We start from the raw sequence: 23,883 nt of genomic DNA, 5'->3' as shown, positions 1-23,883 counted from the left end.
ATATTATTCTGGGGGTAAAACTTGTGCAAATTGATGTTATTAAAGGTCATGGATCAGGAAATGATTTTCTCCTCATCGATGAAATTTCAAATATTTATTCTTTTTCTGAAGAAGATAGAGCCAACCTTGCGAAGGTTTTATGTAACCGGGACTCTGAACTGGGTGCAGATGGAATTTTGTTTATTATGAATAGTAACCATGCTGATGGAAGAATGAGAGTCTTTAATGCGGACGGTTCAGAAGCGTCCATGTGTGGAAATGGCTTGCGTCTTGTAGCTAGGTATATATGTGAGCTCAAGGGGCTGAATGAAGCAGTAATTGAAACAATGAAAGCAATTCTAAAGGTTAGGAAACAAGAGGATATATATCCTCAAGTACACACCTACCAAGTGGAGATTTCACCAGTCCTTTTTGAATTAAAGGCCCTTCCATTAAATTTAAATAAACCTACTCTCTTTAATGAAAGAATTAAAGAGCTTTCAGAAGAGTTAAGGTTTACTGCTCTAGCAGTTCCAAATCCGCACTTGATTTCGATTGTTGAAACAGAACTGCTGGAAAATAATATTCAAAAAGAACTTAGTGAAAAGGTAAATGGTCCCAATGATTTATTCCCAGACGGTGTCAATGTTAGTTTTGTAAAACTGCTCGAGAAAGGTTCTATTTACGTACGAACCTTCGAGCGGGGAGTAGGTTTTACAAACGCCTGTGGGACTGCGATGTCAGCTTCATCACTTGTTACTTGTTTAACTCAATCAAACGATTATGAAAAAGTCATCAATGTCTATAATAATGGCGGTAAAGTTCAATGTATTGTCCATAAATTAGATGACACCTATACAATTGATTTAATCGGAAACGCCACTTATCTCTATCGTGCCTCTATTCAGTTAAATCTTTCAGAAGCAACTTATTACGTCTCATCAACAAGCAACTTTGCTGAACAAGAAATATATGAGAAGCTTCAAGCAGATGCACAGGAAATGATTAAGCAAACACTTTAAAGGATAAGGCGTAACGCCTTATCCTTTTTTAGCTGAGTTTTTTAAAAATTCAAGGACCGGAGTAAAGGGCTGTATTTGTTTTGTTTGAAAATAATCCGCAAAGGGATCTCCTTGACTACGAATTCGTTTAAGGGCATTTTCCATATTAAATGAGACCGGTTCAAGATTTTCATTTACTTCTTCCCAATAAAGAGGGGTAGCTACCCCAGCATGCTCATTCCCTCTCATGGAGTAGGGAGCGACAATCGTTTTTCCTTCAGAATGCTGTACATAATCAACATACAACCTGTTGCCGCGGTTCTTTTTCATTCGTTCTATGGTGAAGGAAGTAGGATCCTTTGAAATTAAATATTCAGCAATAAAGCTAGTAAATAACCGCGTGTCGTCATAGGAATAAACATTTTCCGGCAAAGGGAGGTAAATTTGCAGCCCCTTGTTACCTGAAGTTTTTATGAATCCAATTAAATTTAATTGATCAAGAACCTCTTTTATTAATAGTGCAGCTTTAACTGCCAAATGGAATGCTTCTTTAGATGGCGGATCAAGGTCAAACACGATTTCACTCGGACCTTTGGTGATAACTGTTTGAAAGGGGATATGGAATTCAATGGCAAGTTGATTTCCCAGCCAGACCAGTGTTTTTAGATTATTGCACATTATATAATTAATTCCTTCAGCTTCTTTTGTCTCAACAAACTCTGGTGCATAATCCGGACAATTTTTTTGATAAAAGGCTTCCCCAAACATGCCATGTGGATAACGGATTACTGTTAAAAGCCGGTCCTTTAAGAAAGGCAGCATATAGGGAGAAATTTCCCTTAAGTACAGGATATAATCAGCCTTCTGAATGCAGTGCTTTTCCCACAAGGGTTTATCTGGATGTGTTATCTCCAAGTCTTCAGGCAGGTTTTTTTGGGCGAACATAAAACGCGCATATGTACACTCAGCTGGTTCTAAATCAAAACGAAAGCGGTCAAAGTGAGGTTCACGCAGTTGATTTTCATATAGCTCTAAGTATTTTACCTCAAGGCATATGGCAGGTTCGACGTAAATAAATTGGTCATCTTCTCTGACCATATTTTGTTTTATCGTTTGCTTTAAGGCATCTTTCTCTTCAGGTTTAAAACCAAACAGCACCTGACCAATCGGTAAAATCTTTTGCTCTTGGTAAACTCCAATATAAAAATAGCCATTAGCTTTTTCATAGGAGATAATAAAACAGCTAACGTATTTCCAGTTCTTATATTTTAGCCATTGGAGGGAGCGTTTCCCTTCTTCCCAAAGACTATTATTAGATTTAGCAATTATCCCTTCTCCATCATATAAAACCACTTTTTCCCATAAATCATTAAAATCATCATAGGCCTTTACATATTGAAGGAGCTGATTATTATACGGATCAGACTCTACATCAAATTCTATTCTTTGGAAAAGTTCTATAAGCAAATTTTTTCTTTTATGAAATGGTTCAGCAAAAAGCACTTTCCCATTTAACATTAATACATCAAATACCATCAAACGGCAGGGAGAACGCTGTGCCTGCTCTAAAATTTTCTTTTCTGATTTTAATCTGCCTCGTACCTGGATTGCAGAAAAATTAGCTTTATATGTATTTTCCAGATAGGTAAGCTCTCCATCTAATTGTAATGGTAAAAACGGTTTAAATTGGGCTTCATATCGTAAAAGGAATTCTTTAATCTCTGGAAATTGGGGCAATAAATCTTTTCCATTCCTGCTTATAAGTTCTATTCCATTTCTATTCCAAGTTAACATGGCACGAAATCCATCATATTTAACCTCGTACTGCCAATCTGGCCGAACAGGAAGTTCAAAGGTTAAACTTGGCAGCATAGGCTTCATTGTTTGGTTATCCTTCCTTTTTAACTTATTTTGTATCAAACGGTCGTACTTCATCCTTTTCCAAAGGCCATTTTCGCATTAATTGTTGTTTTTCGTATAAATAATCAACCCGTATAACTATATGCATCGTGGCATCTTTTCGTAAGAACATATGCGGAAATTGCCTGTAACATAGTAAATGGTCCTAGATAAGGTCAATAAACAACAAAGTTTACGAAAAGAGCCTTTCCAAATGTTTGAAAGGATGAAATTGATTTGGTACGGCAAAATAAAAACAAAAAGAATGGAGAATGCCTATGCATACGATGTGGAAAGGCAGTATTAGTTTTGGACTTGTTAATATCCCAATTAAGCTCCACACAGCAACTGAGGATAAGGATATAAAGCTGCGGACCCTGCATAATAAATGTCATGCACCAATTAAGTACGAAAAAATATGTACAGTTTGTGAAGAAGAAGTAAAACCAGAAGATATTGTTAAGGCGTATGAGTATACAAAGGGAAAGTTTGTAGTACTAGATAACGATGAGTTAGAAAAGCTCCGTAAAGAAAATGAAGAAAAAGCGGTAGAAATTATCGATTTTGTTAAAATTGAAGAGATCGATCCAATTTATTTTGACCGCACCTATTACATGTCTCCAAATGAAGGTGGCAGTAAGGCTTATTCATTGTTACGGAAGGCGTTGCAGGAGTCGCAAAAGGTGGGGCTGGCGAAAATTATTATTCGTTCTAAGGAACAGCTGGCTGTCATTCGTGTATACGAAAACACTTTGGTTATGGAAACCATACATTTTCCAGATGAAGTCCGCAAAGCTGGAGATGTACCGAATGTTCCAGCGGAGGATAAAGTGACAGATAGAGAGTTAGAAACAGCGATTTTATTGATTGATCAATTAACTACTAAGTTTGAGCCAGCAAAATATACGGATGAGTATCGTACCGCTTTATTAGAATTAATTGAGTCTAAACGAACTGGTCAAGAAACAGTAACAGCCACTACTAAGGAAGTGGCATCAAATGTGACAGACCTTATGGCAGCTTTACAGGCTTCAATTGATCGAACCAAACCAAATAAAACACCAGCACCAGCTCTTAAGACAGCAACAACTGATATAAGTAAACCTAAAAAAGCAAAAGCTCCAAGGAAAAAGACACCATCCAAAGTAAAGAAAGAAGCTTAGAATTCTGTACCATTCAAGTATAGTTTGAAGAAACAGGCCAAGTGATTTTTGACTTGGTCTTCATTTATATTGTAGACTCAGCTCGTAAATTGACTCTAAGTAGGAATTGTGTTAAAATTTAAATATGTTTTAATGTTCGGTATTTCTGGTCTGAGTAGTCGTAACTACACGTAAGTGAGGGAATGTCTATTACCTATCGTGTGTGTTTACGTCTTTTATTTTTTTTTGCCTTGGAAAAAATAAAAGGGTGATGCAACAAGCAGAAAAGCATCACCTTTTTATATATAGTTATACTAGAATAATAGGGTCTACATGCTTCAAATAATGGTTCAAAAACAGTCATAACTATTTTAAAAGGAGTGATCGTTTTGGCATTTGGCAGAAAAAATGAGGAAGAAATTAAATTAGAAGAAACAAAGATATGGGTATGTTCTTCAGAAACTTGTAATTGCTGGGTTCGAGATAATTTTAAAAGCAGCGACCTTCCACTTTGCCCCATTTGCAAAAGTGAAATGAGACAAACAACAAAAGAGCTGCAAGTCATTCATAATCATAGTAAAAATTTCATGTGATTATTAAAGAAAGCAGGGAGATATAGCTCCCTGCTTTCTATTCTTCTACTAGAACAGCGTACTTTCTGCAGTAAGAAAGGACTAGCTCTTCCTCATCTTCCTCTAATTCGAAGTCAAGTACCTTATTAGTCTCTCGTTCAAATAAATGATAATTGGTTATTTTATCTCCGCTTTCTTCACGGACAAATATACACTTCAAGCCGACACCTTTCTCGGAATATAATTCATCCTCTTCGTCTACTTCAAGATCAAGAAAAAACTCAAAGCGTTCTCCAGATAGTAGACCGAAGGGATCTTCTAATTTTTCTACTTCATAACCTGTAATGTTCAAGCATATCATCCTTTACCGTTTATTAACTCTCTTATTATACACGTTTTCAGGAATAACCCAAAAAGTGATTTTAGTAACAGGTCTTTTTATGAATTTGAATTTAATGTGAATAATTGCACAAAGTCAACCCGGCTTTATTGGATTAAGGTAAGATAATTTTATAAAGGCTTACAATTCAAGGAAGTTGGTGTGAACATTTCACAAACGAGGAGAGAGGAAATGACGTCAACAAAAGAGTCGATACCTATTCAATTAGAGCCATTTTTATTATCTAGAAAAAACTTTTACCAATTTCTTTATACTTTATTCTTAGAACCAAACAATGAAGAGCTATTGTTTGAACTAAGCCAAGTGGGGGATTTTGAAGAACTAAAAGAGTGTCATGAAGGTGGAAGAATACTCGCTGGCTTTTTTGAGCAAATGAAGATGAAAAAGAATTTTGGTTCAGAAAGAGAGGAATTTCGCCGTCTCTATCTAGGGGCTGCTATGCTGCTTGAAGACTTTTTGAACTTTGATTTAATAACTTTATTGGAAGTCAGGGAGGCATTAAAAATTGTCTGAAAATAACCTTTTAAAGAATTTATTAACAAATAAAATGCAGAGACGAACGTTTTTAAAATGGTCAGGCGCAATTGGAATTCCTGTTGTCGCTGGAGGAATTGGTACAAAGATGCTCGTTTACCGAAGAGAAACAGCAAAGCCTGCAAATGCCAAAGAGGAAATGCCAGAGACAATTATTTCAACCTGTAGCATTAATAACTGCGGTGGGCGTTGTGTAATTAAAGCGCATGTAAAAGATGGGGTAGTTGTAAGAGTCAGTACTGATACACAAGAGGGAGGAGATCTATCGACTCCCCCCTTAAGGGCATGTGTTAGAGGCAGAAACTATCGAAGCATGCTCTACCATTCAGAGCGACTTAAGTACCCAATGAAGCGAACGGGTAAACGTGGAGAAGGAAAATTTGAGGGAATTTCTTGGGATGAAGCCATTGAGACCATTGCTTCACAAGTAAAACGGATTGGTGATACGTACGGACCGGAATAGAGATATGTCAACTATGCATCAGGACAAAGCTGGGGGTTACACGGAGGAAAAAACGCTGCAAGAAAACTGTTAGCTCTAACTGGCGGATATCTTAATTCGAGAAATGACTACAGTTCGGGAGCAGGAAATGTGGCCACCCCTTATACTTATGGAACTAATAATTCAGGGAGTAGTTTTGATTCCCTTTTACATTCTAAATACATCATTTTATGGGGACAAAACCCTTCAGAAATGATCTTCTCCACACCCTATCGAGAATATTTAATGCACGCAAAGAAGAATGGGGCAAAAATTGTTGTTATTGATCCTAGATATACGGACACTGCCATCGCTTTTGCCGACGAATGGATACCGATTCTTCCAACAACTGATACTGCGATGATGGATGCAATGGGATATGTAATAATAACGGAAAAACTCCATGATCAGGCATTTCTTGATAAGTATTGCTTAGGATTTGACAAGGATCACATGCCTGATGACGTACCGAAAAATGAATCAGTACAAAGTTATTTACTCGGTGAAAAGGATGGCACCCCTAAGACTCCTGAATGGGCGGAAAAGATTTGTGGTGTTCCGGCTAATAAAATTCGTGAAATTGCGCGTGATTATGCAAAGACAAAGCCTGCCGCACTCATTCAAGGCTGGGCAGCACAACGTCAAGCGTTTGGGGAGCAATACATGCGCGCTGGAGCACAATTGGCTTGCTTAACAGGAAATGTTGGAAAACTTGGCGGTTGGGCAGCTGGTACCGGATATTGGAGCAGAAGTGAGATTGTCTATCCATTTTCATTTGAAAATCCTGTTAAAGCGTCTATTCCATGTTTTCTTTGGACTAAAGCAGTTGAAAATGGAACAGAAATGACCGCAGCGGATGGTTTACAAGGAACAGATAAATTAACATCTAATATTAAAATGATTTTTAACATGGCTGGTAATATGCTTATCAATCAGCATGCTGATATTAATAAAACACGCAAGCTGCTTGAAGATGAAAGTAAAGTAGAGTTTATTGTAGTAAGTGATCTATTTATGACTCCGAGTTCAAAGTATGCTGACATTTTACTGCCGGGTACTACCTTCTTTGAACGCTATGACATCGGTGTTCCATGGTGTTTTGGAGATTATGTTATTTTTGGAGATAAAACAATTGACCCCTTGTATGAGTGTCGAAATGAATATGACGTATTTGCAGATATTGCCGATAAGTTGGGAATTAAAGATAAATTTACAGAGGGAAAATCCATTCTTGACCTTGTAAAGGAAAGCGTCGAAAGAACGAAAAAGGAACTAGATCCTAATTTTCCAACATTTGAGGAGTTCCGGCAAAAAGGAGTTTATCACTTTACATATGATGAGCCTCTGGTAGGTTTTAAAAAGCAAATAGATGATCCGGAAAATAATCCATTCGAAACTCCTTCAGGGAAGATTGAATTGTTCTCAAAAGCTTTATGGGATATGGACCAGCACGATGAAATTCCCGCAATTGCAAAGTATATTTCTTCTTGGGAAGGTCCAGAAGACCCGCTAATTAAAAAGTATCCACTTCAACTCATCAGCTGGCATTATAAACGGAGATGCCACTCCACATATGATAATCAAGAATGGCTTGAGGAAGCGGCTAAGCAAGAAATGTGGATGAATCCTAAGGATGCAGAAAAACGAGGAATTAAAAATGGGGACCTTGTTAAGGTATATAACGATCGTGGTGCTCTCATAATCGATGTGAAGGTCACGCCAAGAATCACTCCAGGAGTTGCAGGAATTCCCCAAGGTGCTTGGTATACTCCTGATAAAAATGGACTTGATCAACGAGGTTCTGTCAATGTACTTACATCCCAGAAACCAACTGCATTAGCAAAAGCAAATCCACAGTTAACGAACCTTGTTGAAGTAAAAAAGCATAGGGGGTGAGGAAGTTGGAACAACTAGGATTTTATATAAATCAAAGTCTATGTACAGGCTGTAAGGCATGTACTGTTGCCTGTAAGGATAAAAATAATCTTGATGTCGGCATCAACTTCCGCAGGGTTTACACATATGAAGCTGGCAGCTTTATAGAACAGCTTGCAGGAGGGATGGTTCAAAATATAAAAGCATATTATTTTTCTATTTCATGTAATCATTGTATGAATGCGGCCTGTATTCCAATCTGCCCAACTGGAGCTATAAAAAAAAATAATCAAAATGGTGTCGTTACAATTGACCAGGATATATGCCAAGGTGCGCAATTATGCATTAAGGCTTGTCCATATGGTTCGCCTCAATACAATAAAAAGGTGTTTAAATCGAATAAATGTGACTTCTGTATGGATCTACAGGAAAAAGGTGAAGAGCCAGTATGTGTGGCCGCTTGTCCGATGAGGGCTATTGAATTTGGACCGGTGGAAACGCTGCGGAAAAAGTATGGAAATATCAATCAAATTAAAGGGATGTCTAACGGCACGGTCACAAATCCAAACCTAGTCATCACACCTCACCGGGATGCTAGACTGTCTAGCAATTAAGAAAAATGACAGTAGGTGAGAATATGTCTCTGTTAATTAGCTGGCTTGAATGTTTACATACAGATATTAAGATAAACAATGCCTGTTCAAGGAAGATACTACTTCGCTCTACCTGCTCAAGGTGTGCAGATGCCTGCCGCTACGAGGCTCTCCATATCTCTTCTGAATTAATTAATATCGAATTAGAACGATGTAATTCTTGTGGAGAATGTATAATTGCCTGCCCGCTTTCTGCAATTGAAGGAATCCTAGAGTCACGGGAGTTTGATAAGGGAAGTTTACTCTATAGTTCATCATTTGTTCCTTCCGTAAAAGAGTTACTTATTTACAAAAAAAGAGGGATGGATGCCATAAAGACAAATTCTACCCCTCTAAATCAAAATTGGGAAGATGTACTCCAACAAACTAACCAAATTTTAGATCAAATTGATGAAAGTAAAATTAAGATCATCAATAATCAGGAAGATACGTATTTATCAAGGAGAGGGTTTTTTTTATCCTTGCAAAAAGTGAGTCTGCAATTAGTAAAAACAATGACACCTGCTTTGTGGAAAATCAAAGTAAATGAATGGAAGGTTGTACGATATTTTCCTGATTATCAATTTTATCAAATAGAATTGGATATTGAAAAATGTACATTTTGTCATATGTGTTTAACCTTTTGTTCCCAGAATGTGTTTACCATAGAGGATGGTTTTTTGCAGACTGCAAACGATAGATGTGTAAACTGTTCAGATTGCACGGATATTTGTTCGGAAGGGGCTATAAAGGTTAAAGAAGAGTTTAGAAAAAAACGTATAACAAAATATAAATTTACAACAAATACTTGCCAAACTTGTGGGATAGAATTTTCGACATTTCAACCAGAAAAAGAAAAGTGCTCTATTTGTTATAATAGAAATCCAGAATGGTTAAGCCCATTTGAATAAAAAGTTTTCATTAGGATTTTTCAGGTAGCATTTATCTTTAAATACAAAAAGCGCCGAGGTTTCCTCGGCACCTTTCTAACCTGTAGCTTTGGGCTTTACCGCAAACAACGTAATAATTGCTGCTAGAACACTTAAGCTGCTTAGTACAATAAAGATCCAATGGCTGGCATATTCCATTAAAACTGCAATCAACGGAGGGCCTGCTGCGACCCCAATAAACCTCATCGAACTGTAAACGGATGAAATCGTTCCACGTTCTTTTTTCTCGATGCCTTCGGTGATTAACGCATCTAGGCATGGCAGGCTTAACCCAATCCCTACACCGGTAATAAGAAACATGGTTAGCATGTACCAAAGCTTTATTGAAAACCAAAGGGCAGCAATTGAAACAGCTGCAGCAATGATACTGATCAGGGTCAGCCATTTCATTAAGACTTTATTTTTCTTAATAATTTTTCCACTGATAAATGACGCTAAACACAATGCACCTAGAGGCAGTGATAAAAAGATACCTTTTTTGAGATCCTTAATGCCATATTCTTTTTCAAAGATTTCCGATAGATAAAACAAAATACCGAAAAGGACGAGCATAAGAATACCGCCAATAAAAAAGATGGCATATAGCCAACGTCCTTTTTCAGTAAAGGTCTTCTTAATATTTGTAAAAAATTGTTTGAATGGAATGGGTTCTTCATTGTTTTTAGGACATTTAACAAGAAATATCATTAAAATAACCGATATTACACAAAATATCGGGATTGAAAAAAATGGCAAAAACCAGATAAATCCTGCAAGAAATGCTCCGAGTATAGGGCTTAAAACCTTTCCAAACGTATTAGAAGTTTCAATTAGTCCTAAACAGCTGCTAACGTCATCCTCGCTTTTAAACATGTCTCCAACTAAGGGGAGTACAATAGGCATGGCCCCTGCTGCTCCTACTCCCTGTAAGGCCCGGCCAACCAATATGAGCCAATAGGCATCCGTTAACTTCCATGCCGCCCACCAAGAAATAAGTCCTCCAATTGCCGCAATTAGCAGACTTGGGATAATCACTTTTTTTCTCCCGACATGATCGGATATGTATCCGGCAACGGGTATTAAGAAAATCGCAACGATAGAATAAACGGTAATAATCATGCTTGTTTGAAAGGAAGTGATGGATAATTCCTTCTCCATTGAAGGTAAAACTGGAATCAACATTGAATTCCCTAGGGTCATGACTAAAGGAATGGAAGACAGCGAGACGATTGCCCACTTTTGTTTGGCAATTTCACTTTGCTTTTCTTGGCCAGCTGAGTGTTTCTTTTTTGCTGCCTTTGAGTTTTGGCTTAATCGTTCAATATGTTCCATGAATCATCTATCCCGCCTTCATTTTATGCTCTTAACTTTATACTCCGAAGAGACATAGTGGCTTAACTTCGTTACTAATGTTAATATTGGCTAATAGCAGTGAAAATAACAAAGGTTTAGGTATCCTTTAAATGGAAGAGGACAAATTATAATAGTCTTATCATAAATGACAAAAAACCAATATTTAATTGTGAATTGTTAAAAAATACCCACTTGACTTTAATTAAGAAGTTCGATAAGATACTAATCAATAAAGAAAATCATTTAAAGGCATTGACGAAGAGTAGTAACTTATACGGATTCTTAAGAGAGCTGATGGTTGGTGCAAATCAGTGCAGACGTTTAAGCGAATGGACTTCCGAGCCTCCAAACCGACCCCTTTATTGGAAGTAGGCTTTGGCGAAGATCTCATCGTTACAAGAGACAGATATTCAAGCATCTTAGCTTCGATATCGGTTGAGTGAGCTAATTTTTAGCTAATGAAGGTGGCACCACGGGTCTTCCGTCCTTTTTGGATGGGAGGCCCTTTTGTATTTTTAAATAAAATAAATTTAAATCGCTGAGCAAGAGTAGTACACAAATAATCATTCTTTCCAGAGAGTCGGGGGTGGTGGAAGCCCGATATGAAGATATTTGTCGAATGGACTTGTGAGAGGTATCTTGAATCTTAGTAGGGATGCCCGGTTTCCCCCGTTAAAGGGATAGGATATTGAACCAATTTGGTTCTGTATCCGAATGAGGAAGCGGAAAATGCTCTGCTTCAAAGGGAGGTGGCACCACGGTTCCAAAGAATCGTCCTCTATACGCGTAAACAATTTGCGCGTATAGAGGACGATTTTTTATTTTGAAAAGGGGTTGTAACATGAAGACAATCAATCAATGTATAATACATGAAATAAAAGGAGATACCTTAACTCCTATTTCGATTTTGCAAAAGATAAGCGGAACAAAGAAATTTTTATTAGAAAGCTCTCACAAATACAATGACTCGGGGAGATATTCATTTATTGGGGCTGACCCGGCCTTTGAGCTAATTTCTAGAGGTGAACATAACGAAATTACTTATCGGGATGGAGAAAAAAATGTATTGAAAGGAAACCCTCTAGAAGTGATGAAGGATCTTTTGCCTTCACAAAACAACTTTGAAGAGTATGATTTCCCTTTTATTGGAGGGGCTGTTGGTTATGTAGGTTACGACATTATTAGGGAGTTCGAAGTGATTGGTGAGGAATTTCCTAATGGATTAGATATGCCGGATGTACACCTTATGTTTTTTGAAGAAATAATTGTTTTTGATCATTTACAAGAAAAAGTTATGATTTGTGGTCTTCCGTTATCTGGAAATAGCAGCGTAAAGGCAATCGAAAGCCGAGTAATGCAAAGGATTGAAGAGTTAAAGAAGCCCAATTATTATCAGGAAGAAGAGCCTTTTTCCTTTAGTGGTTTTGAATCAGAAACAACAAAGGAAGCATTTATTAAAAGTGTAGAAACGGCAAAGGAGCATATTTTAGCAGGTGATATTTTTCAAGTAGTGCTGTCAAGGCGAATGAAATCAGCATTTCAAGGTGAACCATTATCACTTTATCGCAAGCATCGAAGTACAAATCCGACACCATACATGTTCTTTATTGATTTTGATGACTATACCGTTATTGGTTCTTCACCAGAAAGCTTGATCAAAACTCGTGGAAACACAGTGATTTCTAACCCGATTGCCGGGACGAAAAGAAGAGGGAATTCTGCAAAAGAAGACGAGCGAATCGAGCAAGAACTAGTGAACGATGAAAAAGAGCTTGCTGAACATAAAATGCTTGTGGACCTGGGAAGAAATGATCTTGGGAAGGTCTGTGAGTTCGGAACCGTTCAAATCGAGAAGTATATATCCGTCGAGAAATTCCGTCACGTCATTCACTTAGTTTCGGAAGTCAGCGGAAAGCTTCATCCGGAAAAAACAGCTCTAGATGCCTTGGCAGCCTGTCTGCCAGCAGGGACCGTTTCTGGTGCACCAAAGGTACGGGCAATGGAAATCATTAATACATTAGAAAAATCAAAGCGAGGTCTTTATTCTGGAGCAGTAGGTTATGTTTCAGCAAATGGGAATATGGATTTTGCCTTAGCGATTCGTACCATGATCCTAAAAAGTGGGGAAGCCATTATTCAAGCAGGTGCGGGGATTGTGTATGATTCCAATCCTGAGTCTGAGTATGATGAAACATTAAATAAGTTGAGATCCTTTTTGGAGGGTGAAAAATGATTTTATTAATCGATAATTTTGACTCGTTTACATTTAACCTATACCAATACCTTGGGGAACTTGGTGAGGAGGTTATCGTTTATCGTAATAACCAGTTAAGCATGGAAGAAATCAAAGAAATGAACCCCAAAGCCATTATCTTATCACCAGGGCCAGGCCGGCCAGAGGATGCTGGTATATGTATAGAATTGATACAAACATTCCATCAATCCTTTCCTATATTAGGGATATGTCTTGGCCATCAAGCTATTGGTGCTGCATTTGGAAGTGAAGTTAGAAGGGCTCATTTTATTAAACATGGAAAAACATCATTTATTTCTCATCAAGGCAATGAAGTGTTTGAGAACCTGAATAATCCATTAGAGGTAATGAGATATCATTCGTTGACGTTAGAGGAAAGTAATCTTTCATCGGAGTTGGAGTGCATTGCCCATTCTAATGATGACCAAGAAATTATGGCGATAAAGCATAAGAAGTACCCTGTATATGGGCTGCAATTTCATCCTGAATCCATTGGAACACCGGATGGAAAACAAATGTTAAAAAACTTTTTAAATGAAATTGAGAGGATGAGATCAAATGAAACATTACCTACTTCAATTAGCTGAAAAGCAGTCTTTTTCTGAACAGCAAATGGAAGAAGCAGTTGATTTTATCTTAGGAGAGGAAGTATCCGAATCAGAGATTGCAGCCTTTTTAATGGGCTTAAAGTCAAAAGGTGAAACTGTTGACGAAATTGCAGGAATAGTCAGGGCCATGAAAGGCAACACCTTAAGGTTTAATCAGAAGTTTCCGAATGTTCTGGATAACTGTGGGACTGGAGGGGACGGTTCATCAAGCTTTAATGTAAGCACCACCTCAGCCTTTGTCATTGCTGGTGCCGGAATTCCCGTTGCTAAACATGGCAATAGAAGTATTTCTAGTAAAACTGGAAGTGCAGATGTCCTTGAGTACCTTGGTGTTAATTTAAATCTATCATCAGAGCGAACAGAAGAAATCCTTCATGAAATAGGGATTGCCTTTTTATTCGCTCCGCACGTTCATCCAAAATTAAAGAAAGTGATGACGGTACGTAAAGCATTGAAGATTCCGACTGTATTTAACTATATTGGTCCATTAACAAATCCAATTGAACTGGATTATCAATTGTTAGGCGTTAGTCGCAGAGATTTATTAAACGTTTTTGCAGAAGTTCTCAAAAAACTAGGTCGTAAAAGGGCCGTAGTCATCAATGGTGCAGGATTTATGGATGAAGCTTCGCTGCAGGGAGAAAATCATTATACCCTTTTAGAAGATGGAATAATTACTAATCATATCTTTACTCCTGAAGATGTAAATCTCCCACAATATAATAACAGCGAAATAAGAGGTGGAGATTCGATAGAAAATGGGGAAATTTTATTAAAAGTACTAAAAGGGGAAAAAGGTGCCCCTCGTGATACAGTATTATTAAATGCAGGCATCGGTATATATACAGCTGGGAAAGCCAGCTCCATTGCCCAAGGTATTGATCTAGCCAAGCAAGTTATTGATTCAGGTGCGGCATATGCAAAACTAAAAGCTCTAATCGAAAAATCTAAAAAAGGCCAGAAAGAGGCGATTTAAGTGGAAACTATTCTTGATCGGATAATTGAACAGAAAAAAAAGGAGGTCCTGCTCCTTCAAGAATCTAAAGAAATCATTCTAGAATCTGAATTTCCTAAAAGATCCTTGATAGAAAAATTGCAAACGGCTAAGGAACTCTCCATTATTGCGGAATATAAACGGGCATCACCATCAAAAGGTTTAATCAATAATGGGGTAGAACCGGAAGTACAGGCCTTCATTTATGAAAATTCTGGAGCGTCTGCCATTTCAGTTTTAACTGATTCTACTTTTTTTAAAGGTTCTTTTGCAGATTTGAAAAAGGTTCGTCAAGCAGTAAACCTTCCCATTCTATGTAAAGATTTTATTATTAGTCCATTGCAGATTGATGTAGCGTCTGCCCATGGTGCTAACATCATTTTATTGATTGTTGCTGCATTAGAGGAGAGTCAGTTGCATGAACTGTTTCAATATGCAAAGGGAAAAGGCTTAGAGGTATTAGTCGAGGTTCATAACCAAAATGAATTAGAAATAGCACTTAAAACAGGCGCAAAGCTTATTGGTGTGAATAATCGTGATTTAAAAACCTTTACTGTTTCACTTGAAGTAACCGAACAATTAGCTGAAATAGCAAAAAAGTCAGGTGCCTTTCTGATTAGTGAAAGTGGAATTCATACCGAGCAAGATGCCCAAAGAGTTCGAAATGCAGGTGCCAATGGAATTTTAGTGGGAGAGGCCTTAATGGTCAGCCAGGATATAGAGAAATCCTTCATGAAGCTCCGCGTTCCACTTCAAGAGGGTGTAAATAAATGACCGTAAAAGTTAAAATCTGTGGACTAATGGATACTCAGTCAGCCATTAAAGCGGCTGAATATGGGGCAGACGCCATCGGACTGGTATTTGCAGAAAGCAAGCGGAAGGTATCACCTGAAAGAGCGCAAGAAATCGCTTCTGCATTACCAGAAGATGTCATGAAAATTGGTGTCTTTGTAAATGAAACAAAGGAAGAAATTGAAAGGATCGCTTCTCTAGTTGGTTTAACCCATATTCAACTGCACGGTGAGGAACAGGCTTCTTTTTGCCAATCTTTATCGATACCAGCTGTAAAAGCGATCAGCTTTGAGGGGAATGAGGGTTTAATGGACATCGTTCAATTTCCTGCTGATTTTATTTTACTGGATGGCCCAAAAGGGAAATTTCGAGGAGGAAATGGAACATCATTTGATTGGAATCAAGTAAACACTTCTTACTTGGAAGGGAAAAAAGTCATTCTCGCCGGAGGGTTACATCTTGATAATGTAGAAGAGGCCGTACAGATTATCAACCCTTTTATGGTGGATGTAAGTTCAGGTGTTGAAACAAAGGGAATTAAAGATCTTGTAAAGATAAAAGCATTTATTGAAAAGGTAAAAACTATACCAATTGGAGGAAGACTATAATGAGCACCTATACACTACCGAATGAAAAAGGCCACTTTGGCATATTTGGAGGAAGATTCGTTCCAGAGACTTTAATGAAAGCGGTGAATGAATTAAATGAGGCCTATGAAGAGGCTAAAAAAGATCCTTCTTTTCATGCTGAGATTGCTAGATTGTTAAAAGAATATGTTGGTAGAGAAACACCATTATATTTTGCGGAAAACTTAACAAAGCATGCAGGCGGTGCAAAAATTTATTTAAAAAGAGAAGATTTGAACCATACTGGTGCTCATAAAATAAACAATGCTATTGGCCAGGCACTGCTTGCTGTCCGGATGGGAAAAAGAAAAATTATTGCTGAAACAGGAGCAGGACAACATGGGGTGGCAACAGCTACTGTTTGTGCATTATTAAATCTTGATTGTATCATTTTTATGGGTGAAGAAGATATCAAACGACAAGCATTAAATGTCTTTCGAATGGAGCTGCTAGGTGCAAAGGTGGTTGGCGTATCATCAGGCAGTGCTACTCTTAAGGATGCGTGTAACGAAGCATTAAGATACTGGGTGACCAATGTAGATGATACACACTACTTATTAGGATCTGTTATGGGACCACATCCATTCCCTGTGATGGTGAGAGATTTTCAAAGTATCATCGGCAAGGAGACGAAGGAACAATTCCTAGAGAGAGAAGGAAGTCTTCCTGATGCAGTTGTTGCATGTATCGGAGGCGGCAGCAATGCGATGGGAATGTTTTATCCATTTATCGAGGATGCAGGTGTACGTTTATATGGTGTCGAAGCTGCGGGCCAGGGTGTCGATACTAATTTTCATGCAGCTTCCTTAACAAAAGGGAGACCAGGAGTCCTACATGGTGCCTTAATGTATTTATTACAGAATGAAGATGGCCAAATTCAAGAGGCCCATTCTATTTCAGCAGGGCTGGATTATCCAGGGGTAGGACCTGAACACAGTTACTTAAAGGACATCGGCAGAGCTAATTATGTTTCAATTACAGATCAAGAGGCACTGGATGCCTTTCAGCTTTTATCAAAACTAGAAGGTATTATCCCTGCACTTGAAAGTTCGCATGCGGTTGCCTATGCTATTAAACTTGCAGCTGAAATGAAAGAAACAGAAAATATTGTGATTTGTTTATCAGGACGTGGCGATAAAGATGTAGATGCTGTAAAAGCAAGACTGGAAGGGAGGAAGTAACATGAATCGATTTGAAAAATCATTTTCGGCGTTAAAACAAAATAATAAAAAAGCCTTTATTCCCTACATAATGGCAGGTGATGGAGGCTTAGAGAATTTAGTGGAGAGACTTACCGCACTTGAAAAATTTGGTGCCACTGCAATTGAGGTGGGCGTTCCATTTTCTGATCCAGTTGCAGATGGACCAACTATTCAGGCTGCGGGTCTTAGAGCTCTTGAGAATGGGACTACACTAAGAGGGATTGTCAAGGAGATTGAAAAGGCAAGAAGGGTTGTATCTATTCCGATCATTCTCATGACTTATCTGAATCCTATTTATTCTTACGGAATCCCTGAGTTTGTTCGTGATATTCAGATCGCCGGAGTAGATGGCTGCATTATTCCTGATCTGCCAATGGAAGAGGAGGAGATCATAACACCTGCGCTCGAAAGTGCTGAGGTGGAATTAATCCGTTTAGTAACCTTGACCACCCCGCTAGAACGAATCAAAACCATTTCTAGTAAGGGCAGGGGGTTCTTATACACAGTGACTGTTAAAGGAATTACTGGGGTAAGAAATGAGTATGATTCCGAGCTTTCGCAATTTTTAACATCTGTAAAAGAGGTTAGTGCTATACCAGTTATGGCCGGCTTCGGTATATCCAATAAAGAGCAAATTGAAGACATTACAAAGTATTGTGATGGGGTCATTGTAGGAAGTAAGATTGTTGATCTTTTCGAACAAGGGCGTCTAAGTGAAATGGAAGATTTAATGTCTGTGGTAAAACAGGAATCCAAAGTGTTATAAAGAAAAGGGTCTGCTTCTGTTTTTTAGGGCAGACCTTTTTATATCTTATAGAATAAAAGTGTTAAATGCTGACATGGTTTTTGAATTTCTTGATAGCACGGATTAACTTCTTTATAATAAGTATATAATCATAATGAGAAACAAAAATTTTTCATGATGAACCATTTTAGTTGAAACTTCCAGTAGTGGAAGTTTTTGTTTGTTTTTTTATAGATATTCTTTATAGATCATTTTTACTAGGGGCAGATAGAAATGAAGGAACTAACAGTTGAAGAACTTTTAAACATGAAGGACCCGATCGTTATTGATATTCGCTCACCGATAGAGTTTGCGGATGGGGCAATTCCCGGTGCCATAAATGTGCCATTATTTACAAATGAAGAACGTCAGATCATTGGTACAATTTATAAGCAAGAAGGCCAGGCAGCGGCTAAATGGAAGGCGATGGAGTTTGTCTCACCTAAGATCCCTATCCTCTTAAAAACTATAAAATCATATCAAACGGATGGAGAGCTAATTATCCACTGCTGGCGTGGAGGTATGCGCAGTAAAGCAGTAGTGACATTCTTAGAATTTGCTGGAATTTATGCTTGGCGGCTTGTAGGAGGATATAAAGCCTATCGTCAACAAATCCTTGAAGAAATCCCTAGGAATATACCAGAGAAAGCAGTTGTTATTCATGGGATGACAGGTGTTGGGAAAACTGAGATTTTAAAAATTTTAAGGGTAAAAGGTTATCCGGTCCTCGATTTAGAAGAAATGGCAGGTCACCGTGGTTCCATCTTTGGCACCATTGGTCTTGGAGAAGGGCATAATCAAAAGACTTTTGATTCCCTTTTATTTAAGGGACTAAAGGAAATCCAAGAGAGCGATTATTGTATTGTTGAGGCTGAGAGTAAGAGAATCGGCAAAGCGGTGCAACCTCAAGAATTAATGGATGTTAAATTTAAAGGGTTAAATATATACATTCAATCACCTATTGAACAACGGGTAAAGCACCTTGTTTCTGAATATGTGCTGCCCTACGAACAGGAACCATGGTATGACGAAAAAATATCATTAGGAATAGAAAAGGTTTTAAAAAGGGTGAAGGATATCGATATAAGGAAAAGATTAATTGAAACATTAGATGAAAAAAATTATCGAGAAATGATATTAATTTTACTCGAGCACTACTACGATCCTCGTTATGATCATGCTAGACAAGATTATATTGGTGATTTTATTAATGTCTTTGCAAAAAATCCAGTAGATGCCGCGGAGCAAATTTCAGCAAAACTTAAAGAGTTATCCATACCTCCCTTATTCGAAACGAATAGTCACGTATAGTTTAAATAATGGTTTACAAAGCACACGGCCTTTACAGACGTGTGCTTCATTGTTTATGTAATATTCTAAGGAAAATTTAATCTTTTTCTCATCGCAGTTTCCAGAATACAAGTTAGGATATAAATAAGCTATAAAATTTATCTAGGTACCGAAATAAAGTTCAATTAGGAGGAAAACAACATGTTCTGGTTTCGATTAATCATTGTTGGCTTCTTTTCGTTCACTGCACTTTCGCTCGTATCGTACCAATCAATTGAAATTATTCATGCAGTGTTTGATTTTATTCGGGATAAACATCAGTTAAAATAGAAAAAAAACGTAATGTGAGTGAGGAAGTATGTCTAAATTACTTATTATTGAAGATGAGAAGAACTTGGCTAGATTTATAGAACTAGAAATGCAGCATGAGGGCTACGAAACAGTCGTTGCGGTAGACGGGCGTGTTGGATTAGAATTAGCACTCTCCGACAAATGGGATGCTATTCTGCTTGATTTATTGCTTCCAGAATTAAATGGTATGGAGGTCTGCCGAAGAATACGACAAACTAATAAGACGATACCCATTATTATGATAACTGCTCGGGATAGTGTGCTTGATCGTGTTTCAGGACTTGATAGCGGAGCAGATGATTATATTGTAAAGCCGTTTGCGATTGAAGAGCTATTAGCAAGATTGAGGTCGTTATTTAGAAGGGTAGAAGCACTTAAGTCTAATGAGGTTACAGCCCTTGTATTTAAGGATCTTGTTGTTGAACTAGAATCATGTGTTGTAAAAAAGGGAGAAGTGCTCATTAGTCTTACTAAGAGGGAGTACGATTTATTAGTTACTTTTATGAGCAATATAAACATCGTTTTATCAAGAGAGGTCCTTCTTAATAAGGTTTGGGGCTATAGTACTGGCGTTGAAACAAATGTGGTGGATGTGTATGTTCGTTATTTAAGAAACAAAATCGATGATCAAAATGAGGGACATTATATTCATACTGTTCGTGGTATAGGGTATGTTATGCGATGATTAAGAGGATCAGCGGTCAATTTATTCGACTTCCATGGCAGTCAAAACTAGTGTTAAGCGGTTCAACAGCAATATTTCTTACATTTTTTCTATTTAGTTTTTTAGAATATCATACCGTTTCCAAATGGATGATGAATCGAGAAGAGATTGCCATCAATCGAACAATGAGCGATATAACAACCTTTTACAACTCGAAATCAAACAAGCCTAATCGTGAAGATATTAAGAAAAGCGAATCATTTTTAAGAAAAATGAATGATAAAGATCAATTAATAAGGATTTATGATCAGGATGGTAATGTTCTTGTTTCGGATAAAAACGGTAATTTCTCCGTTTTAGAGGCTGCCCCAACAGGGAAAAATGTAACCCAAAGGGTTTCGATTGAAGGCAATGAAGCTTTTGTAGCCAGGGCTCCATTAAAGGGGAATAACTTTACAGGGACAGTTGAAATAGTCCGTCAATTAAACAACTACCGCAGGATGATGGGTAACCTCTTTTGGGTTATGACCATATTTGGTATTGCAGCAATTCTCTTTAGCGCTTTCAGTGGTTTTTTACTTGCTAAACAGCTTTTAAAACCTGTTAGGGACTTAGCAAATGCAATGAAGCAGATTAAAGAAAACGGGTTTCAGGAAAGGATGACTGTCTATAAACAAAAAGATGAATTAACAGCACTTACCAACGTTTTTAATGAAATGATGGATGAAATTGAGAAATCCTTCCTGCTCCAAAAGCAATTCGTTGAAGACGCATCCCATGAACTCAGGACGCCAGTTGCGATATTAGAGGGACATCTATCTTTATTAAATCGATGGGGTAAAAAGGATCCTGCAATCTTAGATGAATCTCTTGAAGCGTCACTTCATGAAGTATCAAGATTAAAGAAGTTAATCAATGACTTGTTACACATTACAAGAGCAGAGCACCCTCGATTAAAAAATGAGGAAATGACCGATCTTTCAGAAACACTACATCAATTGGTGAAGAATTTGGAGATTATCCATCCAGACTATCATCTTTTTTTAGAAGTGGATATGAAAATATCGAAAATTTCAATTTCACGCCAGCATCTTGAACAGATAATGATTATTTTATTGGACAATGCTATAAAATACTCAATTAATAATAAGTCGATTTGGATTACAGCAAAGCAAGAAGAAGGGGAAATCATTGTCTCTGTAGCTGATAGTGGAATGGGTATTCCAAGTGAACATTTAGCAAAGGTATTTAACCGCTTTTATCGAGTGGATAAAGCTCGAAGCCGAGAAAATGGTGGTACTGGATTGGGGCTGTCGATTGCTCAACGGCTTATCAAAAAATATAATGGCGCTATCTCCATCGAGAGTCAAGAAGGGGTCGGTACAAAAGTGAAAATTGTCCTGCCTTACTCATGACATTAAAATAAAAATAGAGGTAAGCTGTCTGAAAATTATAAAACCGCTGAGTTTATTCAGCGGTTTTAAATTATTAATCACCAAGTTAATTTTTAAGCGGCTTTAATCCTCTGCGCTTAATTTCTTCCTTTAATAGTTTAATCCATTCTTTTTCACCAGACTTTAATGCATCCCTATACGAAACAACCAACTGCTCGTTACTCATAATTTTCAATTTTTGAATGCCCTCCTCTAGAAAATGGATTGTATATTCAGTTTTTACTATTGTAATAGTTTAACGGGATTTTGAGAACTCCATTTTCCGAAAAGTAAAAAAAGGTTCACAAATAATGGTTGGTTCTCAAAAATATTGAATATTCTAATAAATATGATAACATGTTCTTTGAAAGCGTTTTATTTTTGGTTAAATGTGTTCAAGGAGGATGGGAATTTGTCGATGCTGTTAAATGTTACCATTGGTAAACTTTTAGAAGAAAAAGCATTACTGCACCCAGAGCATGAAGCAGTTATCTATTCAGATCGAAATTTAAGATGGACCTATCGTGAGTTTAATGAAATATGCCGAAAGACCGCAAAAGGTTTGATAAAGCTAGGAATTGATAAAGGAGAACAACTTGCAGCATGGTCGACAAATACACCAGAATGGCTGATAACCCAGTTTGCAACTGGTAAAATGGGTGGAGTGCTCGTAACTGTAAATACTAACTATCGAACAGCCGAACTTGAGTATTTGTTGAATCAATCTGACTCAACAACGATTATCTTAATGGACCAATGGAAGGACGCTTCCTATATCGATATGATTTATGAAATTGTTCCTGAATTAAAAAGTTCTGAACCAGGTCAACTCAAAAGCAGCCGCTTGCCTTGCCTCAAAAATGTCATTGTGTTAGGTGATAAGAGCTATCCTGGTACCTTTTCTTGGAATGATATCATCAGCCTTGGAGACAGTGTCTCAGATACAGAATTAGATATGCGGATGGACTCCCTAGATCCCGATGATGTGATTAATATGCAGTATACTTCAGGGACAACAGGGTTTCCAAAAGGTGTAATGCTCAGTCATAACAATATAGTAAATAACGGTTTTAATATTGCGAATTGTATGAAATTGACTACCCAGGATAGGTTATGTATACCTGTTCCATTTTTCCATTGTTTTGGATGTGTATTGGGAACAATGGCTTGTGTTTCCGTAGGCGCGACAATGGTTCCAGTCCAAGAATTTAATCCGAAAAAGGTTCTCCAAACAGTCCAGAATGAAAGGTGTACTGGTTTACATGGCGTTCCAACGATGTTTATTGCTGAATTAAATGATCCCGATTTTGAAAATTACAATCTTTCATCATTGCGTACTGGAATCATGGCGGGGTCTAATTGTCCAATTGAAGTTATGAAGGCAGTAATTGAAAAAATGGGGGCAACAGAGATAACAATCGCCTATGGACAAACAGAATCTTCCCCGGTAATTACACAAACGAGAACGGATGATCCAATTGAATTGCGAGTTGAGACAGTGGGCAAAGCACTGCCTAATGTTGAAGTTAAAATTGTTGAACCGGGAACATCATTAGAGGTAACACGAGGTCTTCAGGGAGAGCTTTGTACCAGAGGTTATCATGTGATGAAAGGATATTATAAAGACATAACGGCTACAAAAGAAGCCATCGATTCGGATGGCTGGCTCCATACGGGAGACTTAGCTGTGATGGATAATAATGGTTATTGTAGAATTACAGGTCGTTTAAAGGATATGATTATAAGAGGCGGAGAAAATATTTATCCGCGGGAAATTGAAGAATTCCTATACACCCATCCTAAAGTATTAGACGTCCAAATCATTGGTATTCCCGACGAAGTATATGGTGAAGAGGTTATGGCATGGATAATCTTAAAAGAGGGAGAAACAACTTCTGCGGAAGAAATTATTGAATTCTGCAAGGGTAAGATTTCCAAGCATAAAATTCCACATTATATTGAATTTACCGATGCCTACCCAATGACTGCTTCAGGGAAAATCCAAAAATTTAAACTGCGAGAAAAGGCACAAGAGGTCGTTAAACATTAAAAGTTTGATACTATAAGCCTGAAGGATATTGTTGCACA

Annotated in this window: 22 protein-coding genes, 2 pseudogenes and 2 other annotated features; of the genes and pseudogenes, 20 read left to right on the top strand and 4 right to left on the bottom strand. The window is 37.7% G+C overall.

Translation table 11 applies throughout. The features are described from left to right. Positions 1 to 23 precede the first annotated feature (23 nt). Positions 24 to 1,001, top strand: coding sequence for a diaminopimelate epimerase (gene dapF / locus CVD27_RS24545; RefSeq protein ID WP_101651367.1), 978 nt, complete (start codon positions 24 to 26; stop codon positions 999 to 1,001). Positions 1,002 to 1,019: 18 nt separating this feature from the next. Here the strand turns inward: dapF and CVD27_RS24540 are convergent, their stop codons facing one another. After that, positions 1,020 to 2,861 carry a DNA ligase D gene (locus CVD27_RS24540; protein ID WP_101651365.1) on the bottom strand — a complete coding sequence of 614 codons (1,842 nt, stop codon included), beginning with the start codon at positions 2,859 to 2,861 and terminating at the stop codon, positions 1,020 to 1,022. Between the two features lie 296 nt (positions 2,862 to 3,157). Between CVD27_RS24540 and ku the strand changes: the two genes are divergently transcribed. Continuing rightward, entirely contained in the window at positions 3,158 to 4,042 is an 885-nt protein-coding gene (gene ku, locus CVD27_RS24535) for a non-homologous end joining protein Ku (RefSeq protein WP_101651363.1), read from the top strand. Positions 4,043 to 4,410: 368 nt separating this feature from the next. Continuing rightward, the gene (locus CVD27_RS24530; RefSeq protein WP_180960427.1) at positions 4,411 to 4,614 is read left to right on the top strand and encodes a cold-shock protein; all 204 of its coding nucleotides are present in this window, start codon (positions 4,411 to 4,413) and stop codon (positions 4,612 to 4,614) included. A 37-nt stretch (positions 4,615 to 4,651) separates the two neighbouring features. On the opposite strand, the gene CVD27_RS24525 is transcribed toward CVD27_RS24530, so the two are convergent. Continuing rightward, the gene (locus tag CVD27_RS24525) at positions 4,652 to 4,954 is read right to left on the bottom strand and encodes a DUF6509 family protein (RefSeq protein WP_101651361.1); all 303 of its coding nucleotides are present in this window, start codon (positions 4,952 to 4,954) and stop codon (positions 4,652 to 4,654) included. Between the two features lie 210 nt (positions 4,955 to 5,164). Between CVD27_RS24525 and CVD27_RS24520 the strand changes: the two genes are divergently transcribed. From CVD27_RS24520 to CVD27_RS28935, 5 genes and pseudogenes are all read left to right on the top strand, one after another. Beyond that, the gene (locus CVD27_RS24520; RefSeq protein ID WP_101651359.1) at positions 5,165 to 5,506 is read left to right on the top strand and encodes a hypothetical protein; all 342 of its coding nucleotides are present in this window, start codon (positions 5,165 to 5,167) and stop codon (positions 5,504 to 5,506) included. Positions 5,507 to 5,540: 34 nt separating this feature from the next. Beyond that, positions 5,541 to 7,904: pseudogene (locus CVD27_RS24515) on the top strand (DMSO/selenate family reductase complex A subunit). Positions 7,905 to 7,909: 5 nt separating this feature from the next. Continuing rightward, the gene (locus CVD27_RS24510) at positions 7,910 to 8,497 is read left to right on the top strand and encodes a DMSO/selenate family reductase complex B subunit (RefSeq protein WP_101651357.1); all 588 of its coding nucleotides are present in this window, start codon (positions 7,910 to 7,912) and stop codon (positions 8,495 to 8,497) included. A gap of 5 nt (positions 8,498 to 8,502) precedes the next feature. Then, a pseudogene (locus tag CVD27_RS29125) lies at positions 8,503 to 8,733 on the top strand (4Fe-4S binding protein); the annotation flags it as partial. Positions 8,734 to 8,838: 105 nt separating this feature from the next. Further along, entirely contained in the window at positions 8,839 to 9,426 is a 588-nt protein-coding gene (locus tag CVD27_RS28935; RefSeq protein WP_257984482.1) for a DUF362 domain-containing protein, read from the top strand. 75 nt (positions 9,427 to 9,501) lie between these two features. On the opposite strand, the gene CVD27_RS24500 is transcribed toward CVD27_RS28935, so the two are convergent. Beyond that, positions 9,502 to 10,776 (bottom strand): MFS transporter, encoded by a 1,275-nt coding sequence (locus CVD27_RS24500; protein WP_101651353.1) that lies wholly within the window; start codon positions 10,774 to 10,776, stop codon positions 9,502 to 9,504. A 264-nt stretch (positions 10,777 to 11,040) separates the two neighbouring features. Continuing rightward, positions 11,041 to 11,289: a binding site (T-box leader), on the top strand. A gap of 37 nt (positions 11,290 to 11,326) precedes the next feature. Next, positions 11,327 to 11,579: a binding site (T-box leader), on the top strand. Positions 11,580 to 11,638: 59 nt separating this feature from the next. Here CVD27_RS24500 and trpE point away from each other — a divergent pair. The 11 genes from trpE (at position 11,639) to CVD27_RS24445 (ending at position 21,777) form a co-directional block, all read left to right on the top strand. Further along, positions 11,639 to 13,030 (top strand): anthranilate synthase component I, encoded by a 1,392-nt coding sequence (gene trpE, locus CVD27_RS24490; protein WP_101651351.1) that lies wholly within the window; start codon positions 11,639 to 11,641, stop codon positions 13,028 to 13,030. Beyond that, the gene (locus CVD27_RS24485; protein WP_101651349.1) at positions 13,027 to 13,638 is read left to right on the top strand and encodes an anthranilate synthase component II; all 612 of its coding nucleotides are present in this window, start codon (positions 13,027 to 13,029) and stop codon (positions 13,636 to 13,638) included. Before trpE ends, CVD27_RS24485 begins: the two co-directional genes overlap by 4 nt. Then, entirely contained in the window at positions 13,610 to 14,635 is a 1,026-nt protein-coding gene (gene trpD, locus CVD27_RS24480; protein ID WP_101651347.1) for an anthranilate phosphoribosyltransferase, read from the top strand. Before CVD27_RS24485 ends, trpD begins: the two co-directional genes overlap by 29 nt. Then, positions 14,636 to 15,427 carry an indole-3-glycerol phosphate synthase TrpC gene (gene trpC / locus CVD27_RS24475; RefSeq protein WP_101651345.1) on the top strand — a complete coding sequence of 264 codons (792 nt, stop codon included), beginning with the start codon at positions 14,636 to 14,638 and terminating at the stop codon, positions 15,425 to 15,427. Beyond that, complete coding sequence (locus CVD27_RS24470; protein WP_101651344.1) at positions 15,424 to 16,053, top strand: phosphoribosylanthranilate isomerase; 630 nt, start codon at positions 15,424 to 15,426, stop codon at positions 16,051 to 16,053. The genes trpC and CVD27_RS24470 overlap by 4 nt, the downstream gene beginning before the upstream one ends. Continuing rightward, a complete protein-coding gene (gene trpB / locus CVD27_RS24465; protein WP_101651342.1) occupies positions 16,053 to 17,252 on the top strand; it encodes a tryptophan synthase subunit beta in 1,200 nt (399 codons plus the stop codon). Before CVD27_RS24470 ends, trpB begins: the two co-directional genes overlap by 1 nt. A 1-nt stretch (position 17,253) precedes the next feature. Continuing rightward, the gene (gene trpA, locus CVD27_RS24460; RefSeq protein WP_101651340.1) at positions 17,254 to 18,039 is read left to right on the top strand and encodes a tryptophan synthase subunit alpha; all 786 of its coding nucleotides are present in this window, start codon (positions 17,254 to 17,256) and stop codon (positions 18,037 to 18,039) included. Between the two features lie 252 nt (positions 18,040 to 18,291). Then, positions 18,292 to 19,368, top strand: a complete 1,077-nt coding sequence (gene mnmH / locus CVD27_RS24455; protein WP_101651338.1) for a tRNA 2-selenouridine(34) synthase MnmH — start codon at positions 18,292 to 18,294, stop codon at positions 19,366 to 19,368. A gap of 180 nt (positions 19,369 to 19,548) precedes the next feature. Further along, the gene (locus tag CVD27_RS28930) at positions 19,549 to 19,677 is read left to right on the top strand and encodes a hypothetical protein (protein ID WP_255286612.1); all 129 of its coding nucleotides are present in this window, start codon (positions 19,549 to 19,551) and stop codon (positions 19,675 to 19,677) included. Between the two features lie 28 nt (positions 19,678 to 19,705). Continuing rightward, the gene (locus tag CVD27_RS24450) at positions 19,706 to 20,383 is read left to right on the top strand and encodes a response regulator transcription factor (protein ID WP_101651336.1); all 678 of its coding nucleotides are present in this window, start codon (positions 19,706 to 19,708) and stop codon (positions 20,381 to 20,383) included. Continuing rightward, positions 20,380 to 21,777, top strand: coding sequence for a HAMP domain-containing histidine kinase (locus tag CVD27_RS24445; protein WP_101651334.1), 1,398 nt, complete (start codon positions 20,380 to 20,382; stop codon positions 21,775 to 21,777). Before CVD27_RS24450 ends, CVD27_RS24445 begins: the two co-directional genes overlap by 4 nt. Positions 21,778 to 21,862: 85 nt before the next feature. Here the strand turns inward: CVD27_RS24445 and sda are convergent, their stop codons facing one another. Continuing rightward, positions 21,863 to 21,982, bottom strand: a complete 120-nt coding sequence (gene sda, locus CVD27_RS24440; protein ID WP_374703105.1) for a sporulation histidine kinase inhibitor Sda — start codon at positions 21,980 to 21,982, stop codon at positions 21,863 to 21,865. Between the two features lie 234 nt (positions 21,983 to 22,216). Between sda and CVD27_RS24435 the strand changes: the two genes are divergently transcribed. Further along, complete coding sequence (locus CVD27_RS24435; RefSeq protein ID WP_101651437.1) at positions 22,217 to 23,845, top strand: AMP-binding protein; 1,629 nt, start codon at positions 22,217 to 22,219, stop codon at positions 23,843 to 23,845. Positions 23,846 to 23,883: the final 38 nt, after the last annotated feature.

It is taken from the genome of Neobacillus cucumis, assembly GCF_002860255.1.
Lineage (GTDB): Bacteria > Bacillota > Bacilli > Bacillales > Cytobacillaceae > Neobacillus > Neobacillus cucumis_A.
This window is presented reverse-complemented; position numbering and strand designations above follow the sequence as displayed.

Coding starts and splice junctions, on each gene's coding strand:
- CVD27_RS24540 (WP_101651365.1), bottom strand. CDS start 2,861: ATGAAGCCTATGCTGCCAAGTTTAACCTTTGAACTTCCTGTTCGGCCA.
- ku (WP_101651363.1), top strand. CDS start 3,158: ATGCATACGATGTGGAAAGGCAGTATTAGTTTTGGACTTGTTAATATC.
- CVD27_RS24525 (WP_101651361.1), bottom strand. CDS start 4,954: ATGATATGCTTGAACATTACAGGTTATGAAGTAGAAAAATTAGAAGAT.
- CVD27_RS24520 (WP_101651359.1), top strand. CDS start 5,165: ATGACGTCAACAAAAGAGTCGATACCTATTCAATTAGAGCCATTTTTA.
- CVD27_RS28935 (WP_257984482.1), top strand. CDS start 8,839: ATGGATGCCATAAAGACAAATTCTACCCCTCTAAATCAAAATTGGGAA.
- CVD27_RS24500 (WP_101651353.1), bottom strand. CDS start 10,776: ATGGAACATATTGAACGATTAAGCCAAAACTCAAAGGCAGCAAAAAAG.
- trpE (WP_101651351.1), top strand. CDS start 11,639: ATGAAGACAATCAATCAATGTATAATACATGAAATAAAAGGAGATACC.
- CVD27_RS24485 (WP_101651349.1), top strand. CDS start 13,027: ATGATTTTATTAATCGATAATTTTGACTCGTTTACATTTAACCTATAC.
- trpD (WP_101651347.1), top strand. CDS start 13,610: ATGAAACATTACCTACTTCAATTAGCTGAAAAGCAGTCTTTTTCTGAA.
- CVD27_RS24470 (WP_101651344.1), top strand. CDS start 15,424: ATGACCGTAAAAGTTAAAATCTGTGGACTAATGGATACTCAGTCAGCC.
- trpB (WP_101651342.1), top strand. CDS start 16,053: ATGAGCACCTATACACTACCGAATGAAAAAGGCCACTTTGGCATATTT.
- trpA (WP_101651340.1), top strand. CDS start 17,254: ATGAATCGATTTGAAAAATCATTTTCGGCGTTAAAACAAAATAATAAA.
- mnmH (WP_101651338.1), top strand. CDS start 18,292: ATGAAGGAACTAACAGTTGAAGAACTTTTAAACATGAAGGACCCGATC.
- CVD27_RS28930 (WP_255286612.1), top strand. CDS start 19,549: ATGTTCTGGTTTCGATTAATCATTGTTGGCTTCTTTTCGTTCACTGCA.
- CVD27_RS24450 (WP_101651336.1), top strand. CDS start 19,706: ATGTCTAAATTACTTATTATTGAAGATGAGAAGAACTTGGCTAGATTT.
- CVD27_RS24445 (WP_101651334.1), top strand. CDS start 20,380: ATGATTAAGAGGATCAGCGGTCAATTTATTCGACTTCCATGGCAGTCA.
- sda (WP_374703105.1), bottom strand. CDS start 21,982: ATGAGTAACGAGCAGTTGGTTGTTTCGTATAGGGATGCATTAAAGTCT.